Origin of the sequence: Corynebacterium faecium, assembly GCF_027257105.1 — a bacterium.
In the GTDB taxonomy this organism is placed as follows: domain Bacteria; phylum Actinomycetota; class Actinomycetes; order Mycobacteriales; family Mycobacteriaceae; genus Corynebacterium; species Corynebacterium lehmanniae.
The window spans coordinates 139,136-160,620 of record NZ_JAPYJX010000003.1 but is presented as its reverse complement, the minus strand read 5'-3'; the positions used below and the strand labels follow the sequence as shown (position 1 = coordinate 160,620).

18 protein-coding genes and 1 tRNA gene are annotated in these 21,485 nt (G+C 66.2%); 4 read left to right on the top strand and 15 right to left on the bottom strand.

Going from position 1 to position 21,485, the window contains the following annotated elements; translation table 11 throughout:
• The 9 genes from pth to O5O53_RS04225 all read right to left on the bottom strand — a co-directional run bounded on the left by pth (window position 1) and on the right by O5O53_RS04225 (window position 9,351).
• Entirely contained in the window at window positions 1-558 is a 558-nt protein-coding gene (gene pth / locus O5O53_RS04265; RefSeq protein WP_269509340.1) for an aminoacyl-tRNA hydrolase, read from the bottom strand.
• 85 nt (window positions 559-643) lie between these two features.
• Window positions 644-1,294 (bottom strand): 50S ribosomal protein L25/general stress protein Ctc, encoded by a 651-nt coding sequence (locus O5O53_RS04260; RefSeq protein ID WP_269509338.1) that lies wholly within the window; start codon window positions 1,292-1,294, stop codon window positions 644-646.
• A gap of 132 nt (window positions 1,295-1,426) precedes the next feature.
• On the bottom strand, window positions 1,427-2,761 hold the full coding sequence (locus tag O5O53_RS04255) for an MFS transporter (protein WP_269509337.1): 1,335 nt from the start codon (window positions 2,759-2,761) through the stop codon (window positions 1,427-1,429).
• Window positions 2,751-3,767 carry a histidinol-phosphate transaminase gene (gene hisC, locus O5O53_RS04250; RefSeq protein ID WP_269509336.1) on the bottom strand — a complete coding sequence of 339 codons (1,017 nt, stop codon included), beginning with the start codon at window positions 3,765-3,767 and terminating at the stop codon, window positions 2,751-2,753. Before hisC ends, O5O53_RS04255 begins: the two co-directional genes overlap by 11 nt.
• Window positions 3,764-5,050: an amino acid permease gene (locus tag O5O53_RS04245; protein ID WP_269509334.1), complete on the bottom strand. Its 1,287-nt coding sequence runs from the start codon at window positions 5,048-5,050 to the stop codon at window positions 3,764-3,766. Before O5O53_RS04245 ends, hisC begins: the two co-directional genes overlap by 4 nt.
• Window positions 5,051-5,116: 66 nt before the next feature.
• Window positions 5,117-5,563 carry a hotdog fold thioesterase gene (locus O5O53_RS04240; RefSeq protein ID WP_269509331.1) on the bottom strand — a complete coding sequence of 149 codons (447 nt, stop codon included), beginning with the start codon at window positions 5,561-5,563 and terminating at the stop codon, window positions 5,117-5,119.
• 76 nt (window positions 5,564-5,639) lie between these two features.
• Window positions 5,640-6,617 carry a ribose-phosphate diphosphokinase gene (locus O5O53_RS04235; protein ID WP_269509330.1) on the bottom strand — a complete coding sequence of 326 codons (978 nt, stop codon included), beginning with the start codon at window positions 6,615-6,617 and terminating at the stop codon, window positions 5,640-5,642.
• Window positions 6,618-6,621: 4 nt separating this feature from the next.
• Entirely contained in the window at window positions 6,622-8,064 is a 1,443-nt protein-coding gene (gene glmU, locus O5O53_RS04230; protein WP_269509328.1) for a bifunctional UDP-N-acetylglucosamine diphosphorylase/glucosamine-1-phosphate N-acetyltransferase GlmU, read from the bottom strand.
• Between the two features lie 60 nt (window positions 8,065-8,124).
• Window positions 8,125-9,351, bottom strand: a complete 1,227-nt coding sequence (locus tag O5O53_RS04225) for an MFS transporter (protein ID WP_269509325.1) — start codon at window positions 9,349-9,351, stop codon at window positions 8,125-8,127.
• Window positions 9,352-9,401: 50 nt separating this feature from the next.
• Between O5O53_RS04225 and O5O53_RS04220 the strand changes: the two genes are divergently transcribed.
• Complete coding sequence (locus tag O5O53_RS04220; protein ID WP_269509323.1) at window positions 9,402-10,898, top strand: multicopper oxidase family protein; 1,497 nt, start codon at window positions 9,402-9,404, stop codon at window positions 10,896-10,898.
• Window positions 10,899-10,903: 5 nt separating this feature from the next.
• Here the strand turns inward: O5O53_RS04220 and O5O53_RS04215 are convergent, their stop codons facing one another.
• Window positions 10,904-12,757, bottom strand: a complete 1,854-nt coding sequence (locus O5O53_RS04215) for a hypothetical protein (protein ID WP_269509321.1) — start codon at window positions 12,755-12,757, stop codon at window positions 10,904-10,906.
• An 84-nt stretch (window positions 12,758-12,841) separates the two neighbouring features.
• A complete protein-coding gene (locus O5O53_RS04210) occupies window positions 12,842-13,522 on the bottom strand; it encodes a DUF3558 family protein (protein ID WP_269509319.1) in 681 nt (226 codons plus the stop codon).
• 169 nt (window positions 13,523-13,691) lie between these two features.
• Between O5O53_RS04210 and O5O53_RS04205 the strand changes: the two genes are divergently transcribed.
• Window positions 13,692-14,357 (top strand): TetR/AcrR family transcriptional regulator, encoded by a 666-nt coding sequence (locus tag O5O53_RS04205; protein WP_269509317.1) that lies wholly within the window; start codon window positions 13,692-13,694, stop codon window positions 14,355-14,357.
• A 5-nt stretch (window positions 14,358-14,362) separates the two neighbouring features.
• Window positions 14,363-18,007, top strand: coding sequence for a transcription-repair coupling factor (gene mfd, locus O5O53_RS04200; RefSeq protein WP_269509315.1), 3,645 nt, complete (start codon window positions 14,363-14,365; stop codon window positions 18,005-18,007).
• Window positions 18,008-18,028: 21 nt separating this feature from the next.
• On the opposite strand, the gene O5O53_RS04195 is transcribed toward mfd, so the two are convergent.
• Entirely contained in the window at window positions 18,029-18,682 is a 654-nt protein-coding gene (locus tag O5O53_RS04195; RefSeq protein WP_269509312.1) for a CPBP family intramembrane glutamic endopeptidase, read from the bottom strand.
• A 43-nt stretch (window positions 18,683-18,725) separates the two neighbouring features.
• Entirely contained in the window at window positions 18,726-20,048 is a 1,323-nt protein-coding gene (locus tag O5O53_RS04190) for an esterase-like activity of phytase family protein (RefSeq protein ID WP_269509310.1), read from the bottom strand.
• A 159-nt stretch (window positions 20,049-20,207) separates the two neighbouring features.
• Here O5O53_RS04190 and O5O53_RS04185 point away from each other — a divergent pair.
• Window positions 20,208-20,284 (top strand) — tRNA-Leu (locus O5O53_RS04185).
• Here the strand turns inward: O5O53_RS04185 and O5O53_RS04180 are convergent.
• Together O5O53_RS04180 and O5O53_RS04175 are read right to left on the bottom strand one after the other, a co-directional pair.
• Window positions 20,285-21,043 (bottom strand): SDR family NAD(P)-dependent oxidoreductase, encoded by a 759-nt coding sequence (locus tag O5O53_RS04180; RefSeq protein ID WP_269509309.1) that lies wholly within the window; start codon window positions 21,041-21,043, stop codon window positions 20,285-20,287. It lies immediately after the preceding tRNA gene.
• An 84-nt stretch (window positions 21,044-21,127) separates the two neighbouring features.
• On the bottom strand, window positions 21,128-21,484 hold the full coding sequence (locus tag O5O53_RS04175) for a DoxX family protein (RefSeq protein ID WP_269509307.1): 357 nt from the start codon (window positions 21,482-21,484) through the stop codon (window positions 21,128-21,130).
• Window position 21,485: the final 1 nt, after the last annotated feature.

Here is a 21,485-nt window from a genome sequence, read left to right as displayed (position 1 = left end):
CTAGCCTATCGCGCGCAGGATTGCATCCGCCGCGTCCGCCGACGCGATAGCAAGGTCCACCTGCTCCTTCGCACTGAATGGTTTGAGCACGTAATCCGCCGGGGCCATCCGACCGGGCGGGCGGCCGATACCCACCGCCACCTTGTTGTACGGCTTGCCGCCCAGCGACTTCGTGATGGACTTCAACCCGTTGTGCCCGTGGTCGCCGCCGCCGAGGCGCAGCTTCACCTCGCCGAGCTCCAAATCCAGCTCGTCGTGCACCACGTACAAATCGGCCGGCTGCACGCCGAAGTAATCCATCAACGCTTTGACCGGCCCGCCGGAGACGTTCATGAAGGCCCGGGTGCGTGCGAGGACCGCATGGTCGTCGTCAAGCAAACGCCCCTTCGCAAGCTCCGCGATCTCCGTGTTCGTGCGCTTGTGCACCGCAAGCTGCGCCGGCATCGGGGTGGCGCGGCCGAGCAGCTCCTCCACGACGAACACGCCCGCGTTGTGCCGCGTCGCGGCGTACTGCGGGCCGGGGTTGCCAAGGCCGACGATCAAGATAGTCACGGTCACGAGGATAACCCACCCAAAAACGCGGAAAGCCCGCCACCGCGGGGAAGCGGTGGCGGGCTTAGCTGTGAGCGGAAGAGCGGAGGGTTTACTCCTCCTCGCCCTTCTCCTCAGCCGGAGCCTCGGACTCGGCGCCAGCCTCAGCGCCGCCTTCCTCAGCTGCCTCGGCCTCAGCCTCGAGGTCCTCGTCAACCTGCTCGTAGGTGACGTTGACGATGAGGGTCTCTGCATCGGAGATGAGCTCTGCACCCTCCGGCAGCTTGACGTCGGAAGCGTGGAGAGCGTCGCCGATCTCCTTGCCCTCGATGGACACGGTCAGCTCGTCCGGGATGGACAGCGCGTCGATCTCGATCTCGACGTAGTCGGTCTCCTGCAGCACAACTGCGCCCGGCGCTGCCTCGCCTTCCATGACAACCGGGACCTCGACGGTGACCTTCTCGCCGCGCTTAATGCCGAACAGGTCGATGTGGTCGATGTCGAGGGTGATCACGTTCTGGTCGATGTGCTTGACCATGGCCAGCAGCTTCTCGCCGTCGAGTTCGAGCTCGACGATGGCGTTGGCGCCGTCGTTACGCACGATTGCGGTCATCTCGATGCGGTCGACCGCGAAGTGGATGTTCTCGATGCCCTTTTCGTACAGGACACCCGGGATCTTGCCGTCGCGGCGCAGACGGCGTGCGGAGCCCTTGCCGAACTCCTCGCGACGCTCACCCTTGATAACGGTGGGGGTAATAGCCATGTTGTACTCCTTCGTGTGGAAGGGCCACAGGCCTTGCCTGCGACCACTAAACGGATATGTGCTCGTCGAGTGATCGCAAAAGGATCTCAAAATCGCGTCGATAACGGCCTTGGAAGGCCCTCGCCGAGACTGCTACAGGGTAGCAGGCGGCTTCTGCCACACAAAATGCCCGCTCGCCTGGGCTTCCTCGTGCTCGTGCCCCAGCGGGATGCCGCCACGTTCGCGCATCAAAAGCGTGACGACGAATCCCGTGACCGTCGCCGCCATCAAATACACGGTGATCGCGGCGGTGCCGCCGGTTGCCTCGCGCAGAGCAGCGGCGATGGTGGGGGCGAACGCGCCACCTAGAATCGCTCCGAGCGCGTAGGAGATGGACGCACCGGACGCGCGGATGGAGGCGGGGAAGAGCTCGGCGTAGAACGCGCCGATCTCGCCGTAGGTCAGGCCGAGCCCGACAGTGAGGAAGATCAGCGCCGCGGCGATCTTCGGCAGCGACCCGGTGTTCACCAGCGGGAACAAGGCCAGCACACCGGCTGCCTGCACGACAAAGCCGATCAGGAGGGTGCGGCGCCGGCCGATGATGTCGGAAACCCAGCCCGCGAACGCGGTGGTGCACAGCCAGGTGGCGGCGGAGGCCGTCACGGCCCAGAGGATGTCGCCGCGCTCCAAGGCGAGCCCGGCCGGGTCGGTGGCGTAGTTCTGGATGTAGCCGCCGGTGGTCATGTAGCCCACCGTGCCGTTGGCGGCGAAGATCAACGCCGCGGCGATAACGAGCCCCGCGTGGTGCTTGAACAGCGAGCCGACCGGGTTGCGTGCTCCGACCTCGCGCATTTCCTCCACCACCGGCGATTCGTCGACGCCCGTGCGGATCCACCAGCCCAACACCGTCAACCCGACGGAAAGCAAAAACGGCACGCGCCAGCCCCACTGCATGAACGCCTCGCCGGGGGCGATGATGGTCATCAGCGCCAGCACGCCAGAGGACAGCAAGAGCCCTGCCGGCACGCCCACCTGGGGCCCGGCGCCGTAGAGTCCGCGCTTGTTGTCCGGCGCGTGCTCCACGGCCAAAAGCACTGCCGAGCCCCATTCGCCGCCGGCGGACGTGCCTTGCAGGATGCGCAGGACCACCAGCGCGGCCGGCGCGATCCAGCCGGCGGTCTCATACGTGGGCAACAGCCCGATCAGCGCGGTGGCGGTGCCCATGGTGAACAGCGTGACCATGAGCACGCCGCGCCTGCCTAGCCGGTCGCCGAAGTGGCCCGCCAGCACCGCGCCCAACGGGCGGAACAAAAACGACAGGCCGACGGTGAGGAAGCTGGCGATTGTCGCTGCCGCGGGCCCGAGCGGGCCGAACATGACCTGGTTGAACACCAGGCCGGCGACGGCGGCGTAGAGGAAGTAGTCGTACCACTCGATGGCGGTGCCGATAGTTGTGGCCGCGATGACGCGGCGGCGCTCACTGCGCACGGGAAAAGGCCTCCAACAGCGCGTCGGTTTCCTCCGCGTTGGTCACGGTCACACGGATGCCCTCGGGGAAAACGCGCACCAGCACGCCTTCTGCGGCGAGCCGGTCCGCCAGCTCCTGGCCGGCGCCGGGCAGCCACACAAAGTTCGCTTGGCTTTCTGCGAGCCCAAGCTTGTCGACGACACGGCTCCGCTCGGCCACGGTGCCGTCGATACGCGCACGCAACTCGTCTGAAGCCGAAAGTGACGCGAGTGCCGCGACCTGCGCGACGGAGCTGACGGAAAACGGCACCGCCACCTTGTTCAGCGCCTCGATAACGACCTGCGGGCCGAAGGCGTAGCCGATGCGCGCGCCCGCCAGCCCGTACGCCTTGGAGAAGGTGCGCAGCCCCACAACGTTGGGGTAGCGGTTGATGACCTCGGTGGCGACGGGGGTGTCGGCTGCCTGGTTGTACTCGAAGTAGGCCTCATCAAGCGCGACCAGTACGTCTGCGGGCACCGCGTCCATGAACGCGGCGAACTCCGCGTCCGTGACGGTGGTGCCGGTGGGGTTGTTCGGGTTGCACACGAAGATGAGCTTCGTGCGCTCGGTAACGGCCGCGGCGAGGGCAGACAGGTCCACCCGGTGGTCGGCGGTCAGCGGCACAGGCACAGGGGTCGCGCCCGCGATCTGGGCGAAGATGGGGTAGGCCTCGAAGCTGCGCCACGGGAAGGCCACCTCGTCGCCCGGGCCCGCGGCGGCGGTGACCAGCTGCTGGCACAGGGCGGATGAGCCGGTGCCCACCGCAACCTGCTCGGGCGCCACGCCGAGGTGCTCAGCCAGCGCCGCGCGCAGCTGCACCGCGCCCATGTCCGGGTAGCGGTTGACCTCGCCGAGTGCTTTGCTCATGGCGTCGAGCACGCTGGGCAGCGGCGCTTCGGCGCATTCGTTGGAGGACAGCTTGATGGCGCGTTCGTTGCGCACGCCCGGAACATACGCGGGCAGCGAGTCAAGGTCGGGGCGGATCATGCGCGGCTCCTCTGGGTGGTCAGTGAGATCAGGCCCAGCACGATGATCCAGCCGGTCAGCGTGGCAAGGCCCATGCGGTATTCCGGAAGAATACCCATCAGCACGAGCACGAGGACGAAAAACACGATGCAAACCCAGTTGGCCACCGGGTAGAGCGGGGCGGGGAAGGTCGCGCTCTTGGATGTCTTGCGGAAGTTCAGATGCGAGATGCAGATGCCCGCCCAGGTGATCAGCTCGGTACCGGCGATGATGGCCAGCAGCACCGCGAAGATCTTTCCTTCGAAGAAGAAATTGAGGATGACCACGGTGCCCATCAGTGCGGCGTCGAAAAGCAAGGCCTTGGTGGGCAGACCCTTCGCGCTGGTGGCGGCGAACGCCCGGGGCGCCTGGCCGTTTCTGGCGAGGTCGCGCAGCATGCGCGCGCCCGAATACGTCATGGTGTTGAGCACCGAGAACACCGCCACCACAATGACCACGTTGAGCGCCGTGGCGGCGGGGCCGAAGCCGACGCCGGACAGCACGCGGATGAACGGGCTCTCGTTGGATTCCTGCTCGTTCCACGGCGCGAGCAGCAAGATGGTGCCGATGCCGCCGAGGTAGAACACCAGAATGCGCCACACCACGGAGTTCACGGCGCGCGGGATGGCCTTTTCCGGATTGTCCGCCTCGCCGGCGGCGGTGCCGATGGACATGATGCCACCGAACGTGAACGTCACCGCCACCAGCGCGAACAGCACGCCGGAGATGCCGTTGGGCATGAACCCGCCGTGCTCGGTGATGTTGGAAAATCCGATCGCCTCGTCCGGTCCCAGGCCCACCACGAGCGCAAATCCGAGCACGATCATGAGCACGAGCGCCGCGACCTTGATCAAGGACAGCCAGTACTCCGTCGCGGCGAACACGCGCACGTTGAACAGGTTCAGCACCACCACCAGCAGCAGGGTCACCAGCGCGGTGACCCAGTGCGGCAGCCCGGGGAACCAGTAGTCCAAAAACGTGCCCATGGCGGTCAGCTCCAGCATGCCCACCACGACGGTGGTGAACCACCAGTTCCAGCCGGTGATGAAGCCGGCCACCGGCCCAATGAACGCGCGCGAGTACGCCGCGAACGACCCGGAGACCGGGTGCTCGACCGCCATCTCGCCGAGCATGCGCATGAGGAAGTACACGATCACCCCGACGAGCGCGAACGAGATCAGCACCGCGGGCCCGGCGTACTGGATCGATCCGGCGGAGCCCAAAAACAGGCCCGTGCCTATCGACGAACCAAAGGCAATCATCATCAATTGCCTACTCTTGACGCTCCTGTTCAGCCCCTGTTCTTGCAGGCTGTCGTTCTGGCTCACGGTTTAGTTTCCTGTCGGTGGTCGGGTGGTGGTGCGGGACATGCCGCGGAATTCGGCGATGGCGGTGTCGCCGTCGTAAAGCGTGACGTCCGAAAGCCCGTTTCTGCCCCACGTGTGGCGCTCGCGCGCGACGCCGCGGATGGTGCGGCCCATCTTCGCCGGCGCGAGGAAGATCATCTCGGACTGCGCGCTGACGGTCGGGTCGGTGCGCCGCGAGTTGCACGCGCCGCCGAACAGCGCGTCGGCGAAGGTGAACAGCACGCCGCCCTGGCACACGCCGAAGCCGTTGGCGTGGCGCGCCTCCACCGTGAACTCGCCCTCGGCCACACCCGGCTCAAGCCGCGTTATGGTGGCGCCGAGGTACTCCAGGGTGGCGTCGTTGTCGAACATGGACTTCGCGTGCTCGAGGTCGGGGGTGAAATCCACCGACGGGGCGTAGCGCTCGTACATCCTTATTCCTTCCCGTATGCGTGAAGCCGGGGCAGCGCAAGTGCTGCCCCGGCTGAGTCCCGGCGAACCGCGGCGTTTACGCCTGGCCCTCGAACAGGGTGGTCACGGAGCCGTTTTCGAAGATCTCGTGGATCGTCTTGGCCAAAAGCGGCGCGATAGACAGCACCGTGAGGTTGCTCCAGCCCTCGGTGTCCTGCGGCAGGGTGTCGGTGGTGATGACCTCTTCGGCGCCGCAGTCGCTGAGGCGCTCGCGGGCCGGGTCGGAGAACACGCCGTGGGTGCAGGCGATGACCACGGACTTCGCGCCGGCCTCTTTGAGCACGCCGACGGCGCCGGCGATGGTGCCGCCGGTGTCGATCATGTCGTCCATGAGGATGCAGTCCTTGCCGTCGACGTCGCCGACGACGCGGTTGGACACGACCTTGTTCGCGGCGTCGATGTCGCGGGTCTTGTGCACGAACGCCATGGGGGCGTCGCCGAGCATGTTGGCCCACTTCTCGGCCGTCTTCACGCGGCCGGCGTCGGGGGAGACCACCACGAGGTTGTCCAGCGGGTACTTGGACTTGATGTAGTCCACCAGGATCGGCTGGGCGTGCATGTGGTCCACCGGGCCGTCGAAGAAGCCCTGGATCTGGTCGGTGTGCAGGTCCACGGAGACGATGCGGTCCGCGCCGGCGGCGGTGAGCAGGTCCGCGATCAGGCGGGCGGAGATCGGCTCGCGGCCGCGGTGCTTCTTATCCTGGCGGGCGTAGGGGTAGAACGGCAGGATCGCGGTGATGCGCTTGGCGGAGCCGCGCTTGAGCGCGTCGATCATGATGAGCTGTTCCATCAGCCACTTGTTCAGCGGCTGGGCGTGGGACTGCATGACAAAGCAGTCGGCGCCGCGGACGGATTCTTCGAAGCGGATGAAGATCTCACCGTTGGCGAAGTCGCGCGCGGTGGTGGGCACCAGCTCGATGCCGAGCTCCTGGGCCACGGCTTCTGCGAGGGCCGGGTGGGCGCGGCCGGTGAAGACCTTAAGGTCTTTGTGGCTTTCGGTGGAGTAACCAGTCATGTAATTAACCCTCTCGCTTCGCGTTTTTTGCTGCTTCAGCCGCGTCAGTGCCCGGGCGGCGGTCTTCCACCCAGCCTTCGATGTTGCGCTGGCGGCCTTCCTTGATGGCCAGCGCGCCGGCAGGCACATCCTCGGTGACCACTGTACCCGCGCCGGTGTAGGCGCCATCACCGATGTTGACCGGTGCGACGAACATGGTGTCGGAGCCGGTGCGGCAGTAGTCGCCGATGGTGGTGTGGTGCTTGTTCACGCCGTCGTAGTTAGCAAACACGGAGCTTGCGCCGATGTTGGAGTGCTTGCCCACGGTCGCGTCGCCGATGTAGGTCAGGTGGGGCACCTTGGAGCCTTCGCCGATCTTGGCGTTCTTGGATTCGACGAAGCCGCCGAGCTTGCCGCGGGCGCCGAGTTCGGTGCCGGGGCGGATGTAGGTGAACGGGCCGACGGTGGCTTCCTCGCCGATGACGCCGAGCTCGCCCTGGGTGCGCACGACGGTGGCGCGGGCGCCGACTTCCATGTCGGTCAGGGTGGTGTCGGGGCCGATTTCGGCGCCGTCGCCGATGACGGTGGAGCCCCACAGCTGGGTGTTCGGGTGGATGACCACGTCGCGGCCAATTTCCACCTCGACGCCGATCCAGGTGGTGTCCGGGTCGATCACGGTCGCACCGCCTCGCATCGCCTTCTCGACGAGCCTGCGGTTGAGCTCCTTGCCGGCCTCCGCCAGCTGCACCCGGTCGTTCACGCCGGCCAGCTCGCGGGCGTCGGGGGCGGTGAAGGCGGTGACCCGGAGGCCGTCGCCACGCGCGATGCTCAACACATCGGTGATGTAGAACTCGCCCTGGGCGTTGTCCGGGGTGACGCGCGTGAGTGCGTCGCGAAGCACCTTGCCGTCGAAGGCGAACACGCCGGAGTTGACCTCGCGGACTTTGCGCTGCTCGTCGGTGGCGTCCTTTTCCTCCACGATCTCGAGGACGTCGCCGGCCTCGCCGCGGATGATGCGGCCGTAGCCGGTGGGGTTGTCGAACTCGAGCGAGAGCACGGTGACCGCGGCGTGCTCGGACTCATGCTTTTCCACGAGCGCCTGCAGGGTCTCCGGCGTCAGAAGCGGCACGTCGCCGTTGGTGACCACCACGGTGCCGTCGAAGTCCGGGATCGCGGACAGGCCCACCTGGACGGCGTGGCCGGTGCCGTTTTGCTCCTCCTGGATGGCCTGGCGGATCTCCACGTGCATTTGCTCGGCGATCTGCTCCACGGCCGGGGCGACCTGGTCGCGCTGGTGGCCGACAACCGCAACCAGGTGGTTGGGGTGCACACCGGCGGCTGCGTGCAGGGAGTGGGACAGCAGGCTGCGCCCGCCGATCTCATGCAGCGTCTTCTGGCGGTCGGACTTCATGCGGGTTCCGGCGCCGGCCGCGAGCACGACAACGGCACGTTCGAAGTGGGTAGGCACTCGAATGCTCCTTGTTTTATGTGATTTGTAGCGGGTTTTTGTCGGCCACAAGCATAACGCCTAGGCGGCGGCCGCCGAGACTTCTTTCAGGTTCCGCGCGCCGACAACACCGGCGTAGCCCACGACGGCCAGGAAGAGCAGCGCAGCCTGCGGCCCGAGCACCGCGATCGCGGAGGACACCGCGCCGACGACCAGCAGCACCACGCCCATCACGGTGTTGGAGGCGCCGGTGATCATGGTGCGCTTGTCGCCGTCGGCCATGTCCACCAGGTACGTCTTGCGGCTCACGCGCACCGCGGTGTGGGCGAGGTTGACCAGGAAAAAGCCCAGCGGCATGACCCAGGCGTTCACCCCGGCCGGGGCGAAGCGGGCGCTGAGAACAAGGGCGACGATCACGGTCGAGGCCACGCCCGCGGCCCAGGCCATCGTGCTTTTCGACGACCTGTCGGACAACCTGCCCGACACCCTGCCGCCCAGAAGCGACGCGCCGCCGGAGGCGATGATGAACGCGCCGAGGCCCGTCAGGTCCGCGCCCTCGTTGCCCGCCATGACCACGATGAACGGGGTGGAAAGGGCGGTGACCAGCATCAGCGAGCGCACCACCAGGAATTTTTGCAGGTCCCGGTCGCTTTTGACCAGCGCCCACATTTCCTTCATGCTCTGGCCGTCCTTGGCCTCGGGTTCGGCTTCCGGCTCGTCGATCCCGCTGAAGACCAGCGACGCCAGCGCCCACGTCGAAGCGCCGACGGCGAGCAGCGCGGCGAGCGCCCACTGCGGCAAGTTGTTCGGCAAAAACGTGAGAATCAGGCCGATCGCGAGGGTGAACGCGCCGGCCAGGGCGGTGGCGCGGCCGGTGATGTCGCCGCGGCGGCCCTTGGAGATCGTGCGTCCTTGCACGTCTTTTCCGGCCAGCGAGCACAGGGAGCGGAACAGTGCGTGGGCGGCGAGCAAGATCAGGATGGCGGCGCCGAGCGGAGCGCCGTCGAGAAGCAATGCGCTCAACGCAATGAGCCCGGCGGCGATGGCTTGGCCCCACGAACCGAGGAGCCACACGCGTTTGCGGGAGCGCTTCGAGGTCACCCACGGGCTCAAAAACGCCTGCGGCAGCATCGAGCCGGATTCGCGGATGGGCACGAGGAACGAGGTCAAAACCGCCGGCACGCCCGCAGTACCGAACAGCCACGGCAGCACCGTCTTCGGCGCGACGACCTGGTCGCCGATGTTTTGCAGGCCGTTAGACCAGATGAACCGGCGTGCGTTGCGTTCCTCGCGTTGATCGTTGTGCATACAGCGGATAGTAGGGTCGAATGAGAGTATCAGCGAACCGGGAGGCGGACATGGCAATGAGCAGACGCACGTTTTTCAGGGGCACACTTTTCGCGACGGCGGCGCTGGCCGCGGCAGCGACGGGCACGGCGTGCTTGGAGTCCTCGCAAACCAAACCGCTGGGCGCGGACGACGAGGCGCGCCCGCTGCGCATCCCGTCGCTGTACGAAGGCGAGCTCGACGGCAACGTGCGCCGCTTCGAACTGACCGCGCAGGAAGGCGAGTTCGAAATCGTGCCCGGAACCATGACCAAAACCTGGGGCTTCAACGGCCCGTACCAGGGGCCGACGCTGTACATGCGACGCGGCGAGGAAATCGACATGACGGTGCACAACGAGCTGCCGGAGCCGACCGTCGTGCACTGGCACGGCCTGCACCTGCCGGCGACCGCCGACGGCGGGCCGGCGCTGATGTTCGACCCGGGCGAGTCCTGGTCGCCGTCGTGGACCGTGGACCAGCCGGCCGCGACCTGCTGGTACCACCCGCACCCGCACGAAAAGTCCGCCGTCCACGCCTACCGCGGCCTTGCCGGGGGCCTCGTGCTTGACGACGATGACTCCGCCTTCCCCGGCCTCCCCAAGGACTACGGGGTAGACGACATCCCCGTGATCATCACCGACGCGAACTTCACCGAGGACGGCCAGCTGGACGAGGACAACGGCTGGGTCGGCTCCACCGTCATGGTCAACGGCATGACCAAGCCGCGCTTCGAGGCGACCACCCGGCGTGTGCGCCTGCGCGTGCTCAACGGCGCGACGATGCGTTTCCACCACCTGTCCTTGGGCAAGCCGTTTTATGTGGTGGCCACGGACCAGGGCTTTTTGGACGCTCCGGTCGAGGTCGACGGCGTGCTGCTCAGCGCCGGCGAGCGCGTGGAGATCGTGGTGGACCTTGAGCCGGGTAAGGACCTGAAGCTGCGCAGCGACGGTGTCCCGGACTTAGGCGGCATGCCGGATAGGGAAACCGCGGAGATGTTCGGCTTCACCGACAAGTTCGACCTGCTCGAGATCGCAGCGCCGTCGGAAGACGCCCCCGAGGTACCCGAGCTTGCCGACTCCCTGGTGCCGTTCGAGGTGCCTGACGCGGATTCTGTCGAGGTGGAGCGCGAGTTCCGCTTGAACGGCACCGAGATCAACGGCAAGACCATGGACATGACCCGCGTGGACTTCACCGTGGACCACAAGGGCCCAGAGATCTGGCACGTGACCAACGAGAACGACGACATGGCCCACAACTTCCACATCCACGACGCGCGCTTCGCGGTCATCGGCGTGGAAAACGGCGAGTTGGAATTCACCACCGGCTGGCACGACACCATCACCGTCCCGCCGCTGGCCACGGTGAGCCTGCTCGTGGAGATGGGCTACTACCCGGATCCGAGCTTGGCGTACATGTACCACTGCCACATGCTCAACCATGAAGACAGCGGCATGATGGGCCAGTTCGCCATCGTCGAACCTGGCCAGGAGGCAGACCTGGATCTGCCCGCCGGTCACGGCGGGAACTAGCGGGATTAGCCGCGCACGTTGTGGCCGATGACTGCTGGCAGGAGCAGGGGAGCGTCGCCAAGCAGCGCTTTGAGGTTGCCGTCGCGCTCCACCGCACTGGTGACGGTGCGGACTTTCGAGCCTGACTTGTCGCGCCCGCGACCCCGGTTGGCATCAGCCGCCATTGGGCCCGCAGCGAAGGCGCCGCCGCGTGCACCGTGGCCGTTTTGGCTTGCCGCACCGTGTGACCCGGCGGCGGCGTAGGACGAGCCCGCGCCGTGTGCGCCGGTGCCGCCCGCGCCAGTGCCGCCGATACCTGGGCGCATCCCGTTTGTGCTTTGGCCCGCTCCGGCTCCGGCGTTCGATCCAGCTCCAGCGCCTGTTCCGGCGCCAGTACCGAAGCCGGGCCCAAGTGACGCGCCGCCGCGCTGGCTACCGGCGATCCCGTTGGCGCCAGCGCCGAGACCACGGCCGTTGGCGAGGCCGCCACCGACACCGGTACCCATGCCTGCGCCTGCGCCTGCGCCAGGGCGGGCGTTGTTGGCAAGCCCTGTGCTGGTGCCTTGGCCAGAAGCTGCGCCGCGACCTCCCGCGACGGCGTTGCCCGGTGCGAGGCCGAGTCCAGCGGTGCCGGTGCCGGTGCCGGTGTTGGCGGTGCTCGTACCGGCGTTGGTCTGAGGCGTGCCGTTGAATCCACCGATGGTGGGGGTGAGGGGGTTGGTGGGGGAGGCGGGAGTGCTCGTCGCTAAGCTTCCTGCTGCTGAAGGGGCAGGCGGGGCCATAACAGCGGAGGCGGACTGGGTGGGAGCCGCGCCTGCGGCGATGCGCTCGAAGGTCTCAGGAGTGGGGCGGCCGTACTGCTGGATGACCTCCGCCGGCGACTTCGCGTGTGCGAGGTCGCCGTAGCCGCGGTTGGTCAACACTTCCTGCAGCCCGGGCGGCAGCTCAGTCGGCGTGTACGACGTTGTCGCCGGAGCGGGCACGTCGGTGCTAGCGTAGGGCGTCGACGGAAGCTTGCCCGCGTCCGGCAGCAGCCGGTTAAACGCAGGAATCGCCGGCTGGAGCCCGGACGTGACGCGGGAAGAATACGAGCTGAGGTAATCCGATTCGATCTGCGACTTAATCTTCGGATCTTCCGCGGCGGCGTAGGCGGCAGCGGCTGCGGAAGCGTACATACTCTCCGAGTCAGCGGCCATGCCAAGCGCCTCGGTGTGATTGGCGAGCGAACGCGAGTTAGCGACGTACTCCAAACCCGCATTCTGAATCTGTGTGACCTTCTTCATCGCCTCTTGGATCCAGACCGTGTCCGCGGACGTGCTCAGCGCGTGGTGGACGCCGTTGAGTTCCTCAATGGCGTCTTCGATGAGTTGGGCGTTGGAAGTCCAAAAGTCCGACGCTGAGTAGGCCAAGGACGTATCCGTGAGGTTCAGGTTCGATTCCGCGCCGAGCAGCGAAGACTCCGACGCAGAAGACACGGCCGCGTTGTCGAACGTGTTGGTTTTCGGGTCCGCGGCCTTGAGCTGCTGGAAGCCTTGGGCGTACATCGGAGTTAGCGCAGCAGCTGGGCCACCAAGCGGTGCCAGCAGTGAGCCCATCATCCCGGAGAACGACTCATCAGTCTGCTGCGTGTTGGTCAACGCCAGCCACAGGTTATCCGCGGTGTGCTTCAGATACAGCGCGATGGCCTGGTTCGCCTCCGGTGCGCGCTCGTCCCCGATCGGGCTGAGCCGCTCGCCCGCCTCGTCCAAACCGCCGGCGTCGGAGAAGCTGGCGAGGGAGGCCAGTTGTTTGCCACCCTGCCCCCTTATCACCGTCTTAGCTACTGAGCGAAGTTGGTCGATTGCCTTTTCTACTTCGGCCGAATCCAGTTTTAGAATCATTTGTCCCCCTGCGTATGAACCTGTCTGAGCTCACCGTAGCCAGGCGGATGTTGCATTAAAAGAGAGTGTTCACTTTAGTGAGCATCAGCCTGCATTCGCCCTGTACAACTTTTCCAGGTTCTGAACCGCTGCGTGGCAAATAGCGTCCTGGGATGTCTCTTCGTCCCATCCACTTGCTAGGGAGACAAGCCCCCCACGAACGGTATCCAGTTGCGCGTAACAGTGAGCACCGAAGTCACTGACGGGGCCGTACACAAATATTTGAGGCAACAGAACGGATTCGTACCCCGGAAGCAAAGTAACTTGTTTTTCAACTTCTCCGCGAGAAGCGTTATTTTGGGCAAACCCTTCGGCAGGCAACTGGGGATTATTGGAAAAATGACAGAGCTTTAGCCCCTTGGCCAGCCCCGCGTACTCCTCTGGGATCGGCTCGACGTTGTCGAAGCCGGCTGCGGCGAATTCCTCTGGCGAGATCTCGGTGCAGGGGTCGAAGATGTCGTCGCCGAGGGTGTAGGGGTCGAAGTCGCCGATCTCGAGGGTGCCGCTTTTGAAGTGGAACACGGCGGGAGCATCCGCAGAACTGCGAGCAGAACTGTCGCCAGAACCTCCAGCAGAGCCGCCAACAGCACCGCCCGCGGCTTCGGCGCTGTGCTCGTTGTCCTGGTGGTTGGCGGTGGGGGCCGGAGGGGCGTCGATAGGCGAGGGCTCCGAAGTGCACCCCGCAAGGACCCCGCATGCCATGAGCCAAACGATGTGGCGTTTCATGTACCCCTCCAATAAAAAAGCTTCCCCACCAGGACTCGAACCTAGAATGACGGTACCAAAAACCGTAGTGTTGCCGATTACACCATGGGGAATAGCACCGTTGATTGTAGACCAGACCCGTCAACTGCCAAAGACGGGGTTAACACTACGACGCTCTAAGCTAGGGCGCATGGCTCGTAGGCGAATGACGGCACCCCAGCGCAGAGATCAGTTGATCGGAGTGGGCAGGCAAGCATTCGCTGAGCGGGGGCTCGACGGTATTTCCATGGAGGAGATCGCGGCGCGCGCCGGGGTGTCCAAGCCTGTGGTGTACGAGCATTTCGGCAGCAAGGAAGGCCTGTACCAGGAAGTTGTGCGGCTGGAGATGGCCCGGCTGGAGCGCACGATTACGTCGAACATCCAAGCCGGCCCGTGGCGCGACCGCATCGAGCGCGGCGTGCTGGCGCTTCTGACCTACGTGGAGGAGCAAACGGACGGGTTTGTCATCCTCGCGCACGGGCAGCTGCCGGGGGAGGGCAGGACGTACTCGACGATCCTCAACCGCGTCACCGCGGAGGTGAGCTACCTGCTGGGGGAGGCGTTTAAGCACCGCGGGCTCGACGAGGCGATGGCGGGGCTGTACGGTCAGGCGCTTGTCGGCACCGTCTCCAATTCTGCGCTGTGGTGGCTGGACGAGCGCACGCCCGACAAGCACACCGTGGCGGCGCATATTTCCAACCTGTGCTGGAACGGGTTGCGGGGGATGGAGGCGCAGCCGCGCGTGTACGGAAGCGGCGAGGCGAGCGAAAGCGCGAGCGACGAGACAAGCGGCGAAACCGCAGAGAAGGATGCGTAAGACACATGACTGACACCACCCCGCCCGTGTTGGGCGGTTTGCTCACCGCGGCGCTGACGGACCCGAAGCTGAAAGGTCTGGTCACGCACGTGGGCGAGGATTCGCTGCACGTCACGGGCATTGACCAGGTGCGTTCCTGGGCGGCGGGCGCGATTGCGCGCGAGACACCGGTGCTGCTTGTCACGGCCACCGGCCACGAGGCGGAGGATCTCGCCGCGGAGTTGAAGGCCATTTTGGGCGAGGAGAAGGTGGCGCAGTTCCCGGCGTATGAGACGCTGCCGCACGAGCGTCTTTCGCCGGCGCCGGACATTGTGGGGCGTCGCTCGAAGGTGCTGTGGGACATGCCGCGCGTGATCGTCGCGGCGGCGCGCGCGGTGTGCCAGCCGGTGCTGCCGCCGGCGGAGCCGATCAGCGTCGCGGTGGATGAGGAGCGCGACTTCGAGGAGCTGACCGCGCAGCTGGTGCACTTCGCGTACAACCATGTGGACATGGTGGCCTCGCGCGGCGAGTTCGCCACCCGCGGCGGCATCATCGACGTCTTCCCGACCACCGCGCAAAACCCCGTGCGCATCGAATTCTGGGGCGACGAAGTCACCGACATCCGCTCCTTCGCCGTCGCGGACCAGCGCACCATCGAGGAGGTGCGCTCGGTTGAGCTGCACCCCGCGAGGCAATTGCTTATCGACGACACCGTGGCCGCCAAAGCCGACGACCTCGCGCGAAAATTCCCCTCGAACCCGACGCTGTCGTCGCTGCTCGCCCGCATCTCGGAGAAGCAGCCCGCGGACGGCATGGAGGCGCTCATCCCGGTGCTGACGGACAAGCAGTATTCGGTGCTGCCGGAGCTCATGCCCGCCGGTTCCGTGGTGCTGGTGACCAACCCGGAGAAGGTGCGCGCCCGCATCGCCGACTTGGAGGCGACGGACCGCGAGTTCCTCGAGGCCGGCTGGGAGGCCGCGGCCATGGGCGCCGAGGGGCCTGTGGTGGTGGAGGGCCTGGACGTGTCCGCCTCGTCGTACCGCTCGTACGAGTCGCTGGAGGTCTCCGCGTCCAAGGCCGGCAACGCCTGGTGGACGTTCGCCCCGCCCGGCATGTTCGCCGCCGACGACGCGGAGACGCTGCCGCTGGAGTTCGAGGCCGCGCCCGCGCCGAAGGGCGACCCGAAGGCGATCGAGCAGCTCTACGCCACACTCAAGCTCCATATCGGGCAGAACCACGGCAAGGTCGCGTTCGTCGCACCGGCGAAGGGCACCATCGACCGCATGGCGGAACGCCTGCGCGAGCACGGCGTGTCCGCGCGCGTGGCCACGCCGGGCCTTGAGCCGGTCGAGGGCGCCGTGACCCTGTACCAGGCGCTGTCCCACGCTGGTCTGGTCTTCGGCGGGCCGAACCTCGTCGTGGTCACCGAAACGGACGTCACCGGCAACCGCGTCGGCGACATCGCAGGTGCTAAACGACGCGCCCCGCGCCGCCGCAATCGCGTCGACCCGCTTGCCCTGCAGCCCGGCGATTTCGTGGTGCACGACACCCACGGCATCGGCAAGTTCGTGAAGATGGCGGAACGCACCGTCAAAGCCGGCGACGAAGACTCGCGCCGCGAATACATCGTGCTGGAGTACCAGCCCGCCAAACGCGGACAGCCCGGCGACCAGCTGTGGGTGCCGATGGAGTCTTTGGACCTGCTGAGTAAGTACACCGGGGGCGAGAAGCCGTCGCTAAGCAAGATGGGCGGCTCCGACTGGAAATCCACCAAGCGCAAGGCGCGCGCCGCGGTGCGCGAAATCGCCGGCGAGCTGGTGGAGCTCTACGCCAAGCGCCAGGCCGCGCCGGGCCACGCGTTCGCGCCGGACACCCCGTGGCAGCACGAGATGGAAGACGCCTTCCCGTTCGTGGAGACCGAAGACCAGCTCACCGCCATCGAAGCGGTGAAGTCGGACATGGAAAAGCCCACGCCGATGGACCGCGTCATCGTGGGCGATGTGGGCTTCGGCAAAACCGAGGTCGCCGTGCGCGCCGCATTCAAGGCGGTCCAGGACGGCAAACAGGTCGCGGTGCTCGTGCCCACGACCCTTCTGGCCCAGCAGCACTTCTCCACGTTCAACCAGCGCATGGACGGCTTCGGTGTGACCGTGCGCGAACTGTCGCGCTTCACCACCGCCGCCGATTCGAAAAAGATCATCTCCGGGCTTGCGGACGGCTCCGTGGACATCGTCATCGGCACCCACCGACTGCTGCAAACGGGCGTGCAGTGGAAGAACCTCGGGCTGATCATCGTGGACGAGGAGCAGCGCTTCGGCGTGGAGCACAAGGAGCACATCAAGGCGCTGAAGTCGCACGTGGACGTGCTGACCATGACCGCAACGCCGATCCCGCGCACCCTGGAGATGTCGCTGACCGGCATCCGCGAGATGACCTCCATTACCACCGCGCCGGAGGACCGCCACCCGGTGCTGACCTACGTGGGCCCGCAGGAGGACAAGCAGGTCGCCGCCGCAATCCGCCGCGAGCTGCTCCGCGACGGCCAGGTCTTCTACATCCACAACAAAGTCTCCGACATTGAAAAGACCGCCCGCCAGCTGCGCGAGCTGGTCCCAGAGGCACGCATCGTGGTCGCCCACGGCCAGATGAGCGAGCAGGTGCTTGAGCAGACCGTGCAGGGTTTTTGGAACCGCGACTACGACGTCATGGTCTGCACCACCATCGTGGAAACCGGCCTGGACATCGCCAACGCCAACACCCTGATCGTGGAAAACGCCCAGAACATGGGCCTGTCCCAGCTGCACCAGCTGCGCGGGCGCGTCGGCCGTTCCCGCGAGCGCGCCTACGCGTACTTTTTGTACCCGAAGGACAAAACGCTCACGGAGACCTCCTACGACCGCCTGGCCACCATCGCGCAGAACAACGATCTGGGCTCCGGCATCGCCGTGGCGCAAAAGGACTTGGAGATGCGCGGCGCCGGCAACGTGCTCGGCGCCGAGCAGTCCGGCCACATCGCCGGCGTGGGCTTTGACATGTACGTCCGCCTGGTCAGCGAGGCCGTGGAAACCTTCAAGGGGCTCATGAGCGGCGAGCCCATCGACGCCACCGACAAAGGCCCCAAAGAAATCCGCGTGGACCTGCCCGTGGACGCGCACATCCCGGAGAGCTACATCAACTCCGAGCGCCTGCGCCTGGAGGTCTACCGCAAGCTCGCGGAGGCGCGTGACGACGACGCCCTTACCGCCGCCGCCGACGACATGGTCGACCGCTTCGGCGCCCTGCCAACCGAGGTTGAACACCTCATGGCCGTGGCACGACTGCGCAACCAGGCCCGCCAGGTCGGCGTTTCCGACATCCTCACCCAGGGCAGCCGCATCAAGCTGCACCCGGTCGAGCTGCCGGACTCCAAGCAGGTGTGCCTGAAGCGCCTCTACCCGGGCGCGAACTTCCGCGCTGCAGCGAAGGCGCTGCAGGTGCCGATGCCGCGCGAAGGCGGGGCGAAGCGCGCGCTGAACGCGCCGAACCTGCGCGACCTGGAGCTTTTGCAGTGGGTCGCCGACTTCATGACGGAGATGCTCGACGCCCCGAAGATCTCCGTCGCGGGTGCTGCTGCGGATTCTGCGGCCGCCGACAAGGCGCCGAAGAAGAAGGTGTTCTCCGTCAGCGAGTAGCAGGGCTGCTGAGAGGCTTGCCTAGAAAAAGCGCGGCAGGATCAGCAGCATGCCGATACTCCACGTCAGGTGCGCCGCGATAGGGGAGTAGAGCCTGCCGGTTTTCACGGACTCGTAGTAGGTCACCGCCCCCAGCACGCCGGCGGCGAAAACCAGAAGCGGCACGCCCATCACGCAGGTGACCAGGCAGTAGGCCAGCGTGGACCACACGCCTGCCTGCACCACCGACAGGCCCATGCCGCGCAGCTGGCGTGGCACTGCGTCGCGGAAGACCATCTCCTCGCCGGCGCCGTTGACCACCAGCACCAGCAGGGTGAGAAAGTACCCGCCCTTGTTCGGGGTCTGCAGCAGCTCCGCCGCCGGGCCGGCCAGCAACGGGATATGCTGCACCACCAGCGCGCCGAAGACGAACACAACCGCGAGGGTGGCGCCGATGAGGGTGCCCCGGAGGACGTCGAGAAGTTTGCGGGGCCCCGCAAACGTCTCGCGGCTGCCCCACAGCCACCACGCGGCCGCGTAGACCACCGCCGTAAACGCGGTGGCCCAGTAGAAGCCGGCGGTGCCGTCGCCGGCGCGGCGCGCGAGAAACAGGCCGAGTGCGCCGAGCGCGCATGGCACCAAGAACAGCCATTGCCTGGTCACGTGGGGCTTTTGTCCGTCAACTTCCGCAAACACGGAAGTTTAGGTTACCGGCCCGCAGGCCAAGCATCCCCGACAGCTACTTCACGGAGAAGATGATCATCTCGGTGTCGTCGGGCTTGCCGCGGTAGCGGCCGTCGTCGCCCGGGAAGTTGTTGTCCAGCGCGGTGAGGTAGCGGCCGTCCTCGAGCTGGACAATTGTCTCGACGCTGAGCAGCGCGAACTGGAACGGGTCGCCGACGCCGTAGGCGCGGGCGTCGGAAACCATGCCGATCTTGGACGGGTTGGCGATGTCGAGCAGGTCCGCCATCAGTTCCTTCTTCACCGTGGAGCCGGGCTTCGCGTCCGCGAAGTCCTTGACCTCGAAGACCTTCTTCAGCTGCGCGTCCGAGCCGCGGAAATCGTCGCGCTCGAGCATGAGCAGGCGGCCGTCCTTGGTCAAAAACGCGTCGCCGATCAGGGCGTCGTCGCCTTCTGCCAGGTAGTTCCAGGTCTTGCCGGTGTACTTGCCGGTTTCGGTGTCGAACTGGGAGATCACGCGCTCGCGCTTGTCAGTGGCGCTGTCCAGGTAGCCCTCGAAGATGGGGTACAAGTAGCGGCCGTCGGTGGCCATCGCTTCGAAGCCCTTGGAGTTGCGCAGGTTCGGCTTTTCGTCCTTGCCCAGGGTCGGGTTCGACGGGCTCTTTACGCCGGGGTAGGGGTACGGGGCGTCGAGAAGCGTGCCGTCCTTGTCCACGTGCAGGATGTAAGGGCCGAACTCCTCGCCGACCCAGAAGGTGCCGTCTGCCGCGCGAACGAAGGACTCCGGGTCGAAGTCGGCGCCGGTGAGCAGGCGGTCCTTGGTGTCGTTGTTGACGATCTCCCACGGGATTGTGTTGTTCGGGTCCTTCAGCGCGACGTAGTCCAGCACGTCGATTCCGCCGACGTCCTTCGGGTCCTTCGCGGTCTCTGCGGTCTCCCAGTTCGGCTTCACCGTGTAGATGCGCAGCAGGAAGTCGGACGAGTTCTGCTTGGAGCCGAACCCGTTGTCGGGCAGGGCGTAGAACTCGCCGTCGCCCTTTTCGATCATGCCGGAAAAGCCCGGGATGACCTGGCCTTTAAACGGGTGGGTCTGGCCGTTGCCGTCGAAGGCGTCCTTGCCGGAATCCGGGCCCGGGGCCTGGTAGAGCGCCGACAGCTTCGCGCGGGCCTCAAGCACCGGCCCGTCGACCTCAGGGGCGGGCGCGGACGGGGCAGCACCGTTGCTGGAGCCGGTTGCCTCCGAGCTGCCACCGGCGGCGGCACCGATCGCGCCGCCGACGAGGCCGCCGACAACAAACACGCCTGCGACAGCCGCGATGAGCTGCTCGAGATTGAGGTTCTTGATGATCTGGTCGAGCGGGGGAGGGAGCTGAATAGTCATGTGCCACTGCCTTTACTGTCGTTCAGAAGCTGAGCGCAAACTCAGGCGAAACTTAGTTTTCGCACAGTGAGTGTAGGGCGGGGAGGCCGGCTCCGCTCGGTGAAAACGGCCGACCGATTCCCGCCCGGAGGCACGGGGGAAGTACGATGTTTCCCCGTCGCCCCTATAGCCCAATTGGCAGAGGCAGCGGACTTAAAATCCGCCCAGTGTCGGTTCGAGCCCGACTGGGGGCACCACTACACGGCGGTGTATCCGCCGTCGGCGAGGTGGTAGGAGCCGTTGACGAACGAAGCGTCGTCGGAAAGCAAGAAGCTCACCACCGCCGCGATCTCTTCCGGCTCGCCCAGGCGGCCAGCAGGATGCTTATCGACGAGTGCCTGGCGGGCCTCGCCCTGTGCCCGCTGAATCAGCGGCGTGTCAATGTACGCCGGACCCACGCAGTTGACCCGGATGCCGGTGGCGGCGTAGTCCGCTGCCAGAGACTTGGTCAGCCCCACCACGCCGTGCTTGGCCGCGGTGTAGGCCTCGATGCCGCCGGCGCGGCCCACGGAGCCGTGGATGGAGGACATGTTCACAATCGCGCACTGCTCCGTGTCGCCCTGCGCGAGGAACTGCTTGAGCTGGTAGTGGCAACCGTAGGCCACGCCGGACAGGTTGATGGCGATGACCTTGTCCCAGTCGGCCAGGTCCTTGTCCGCCAGCGGGGTGTGGTCGCCCACACCAGCGTTGTTCACTGCGAGGTGGAGCGCGCCGAACGTGTCCACGGCGAACTGCACGGCCACCTCGTTGTCCTGCTTGCTGGCTACGTCCTGGCGGAACGCGGCTGCGGCGCCGCCGTCCGCCTCGATTGCGGCGGCGACGTCTTTGGCGGCGTCGCCGTTGATGTCGGCGACCACCACCTTGGCGCCCTCGCTGGCGAGACGTTTCGCGATGGCCTCACCGATGCCGGAGGCGCCGCCGGTGACCAGCGCAACTTTGTTTTCAAACTTGCTCATGACTGCTCCTTGACCTTCCGTGGGAAATGAGATGCAGCCAAAGTGTAAGCAGCGACCGATCCTCCTAGGGCCGGTTTGAGGCAGTTACTTCTTCGCCGCGCCGAGCGCAGCTTTGATCAGCGGGATCTGCAGCGGCAGGCGTCCGATGGAAATGATCTGCTTCTGCCAGGGCTCGTTGCGCCACTGCCACGCCATCTGGAAGTTCGCCGGCCACACCGCCGCCAACAGGGCCGCGGCGAACTTGCCGCCGGCCGCGCGGGTTTTGGGATTCGCCAGCAGGGCAGCTGCGGCGAGCTCGGCCGCACCGGAGACGTACGTGTAGCTGCGTGCGGAGCCGGGGAGGGCGTCGGGCACGATGTCGTCGAAAGGCTGCGGCTTTGCAAAGTGCAGCACGCCCGCGCCGGCGAACAAGGGGATGAGGAACTTCTGCAACGGTGTCATT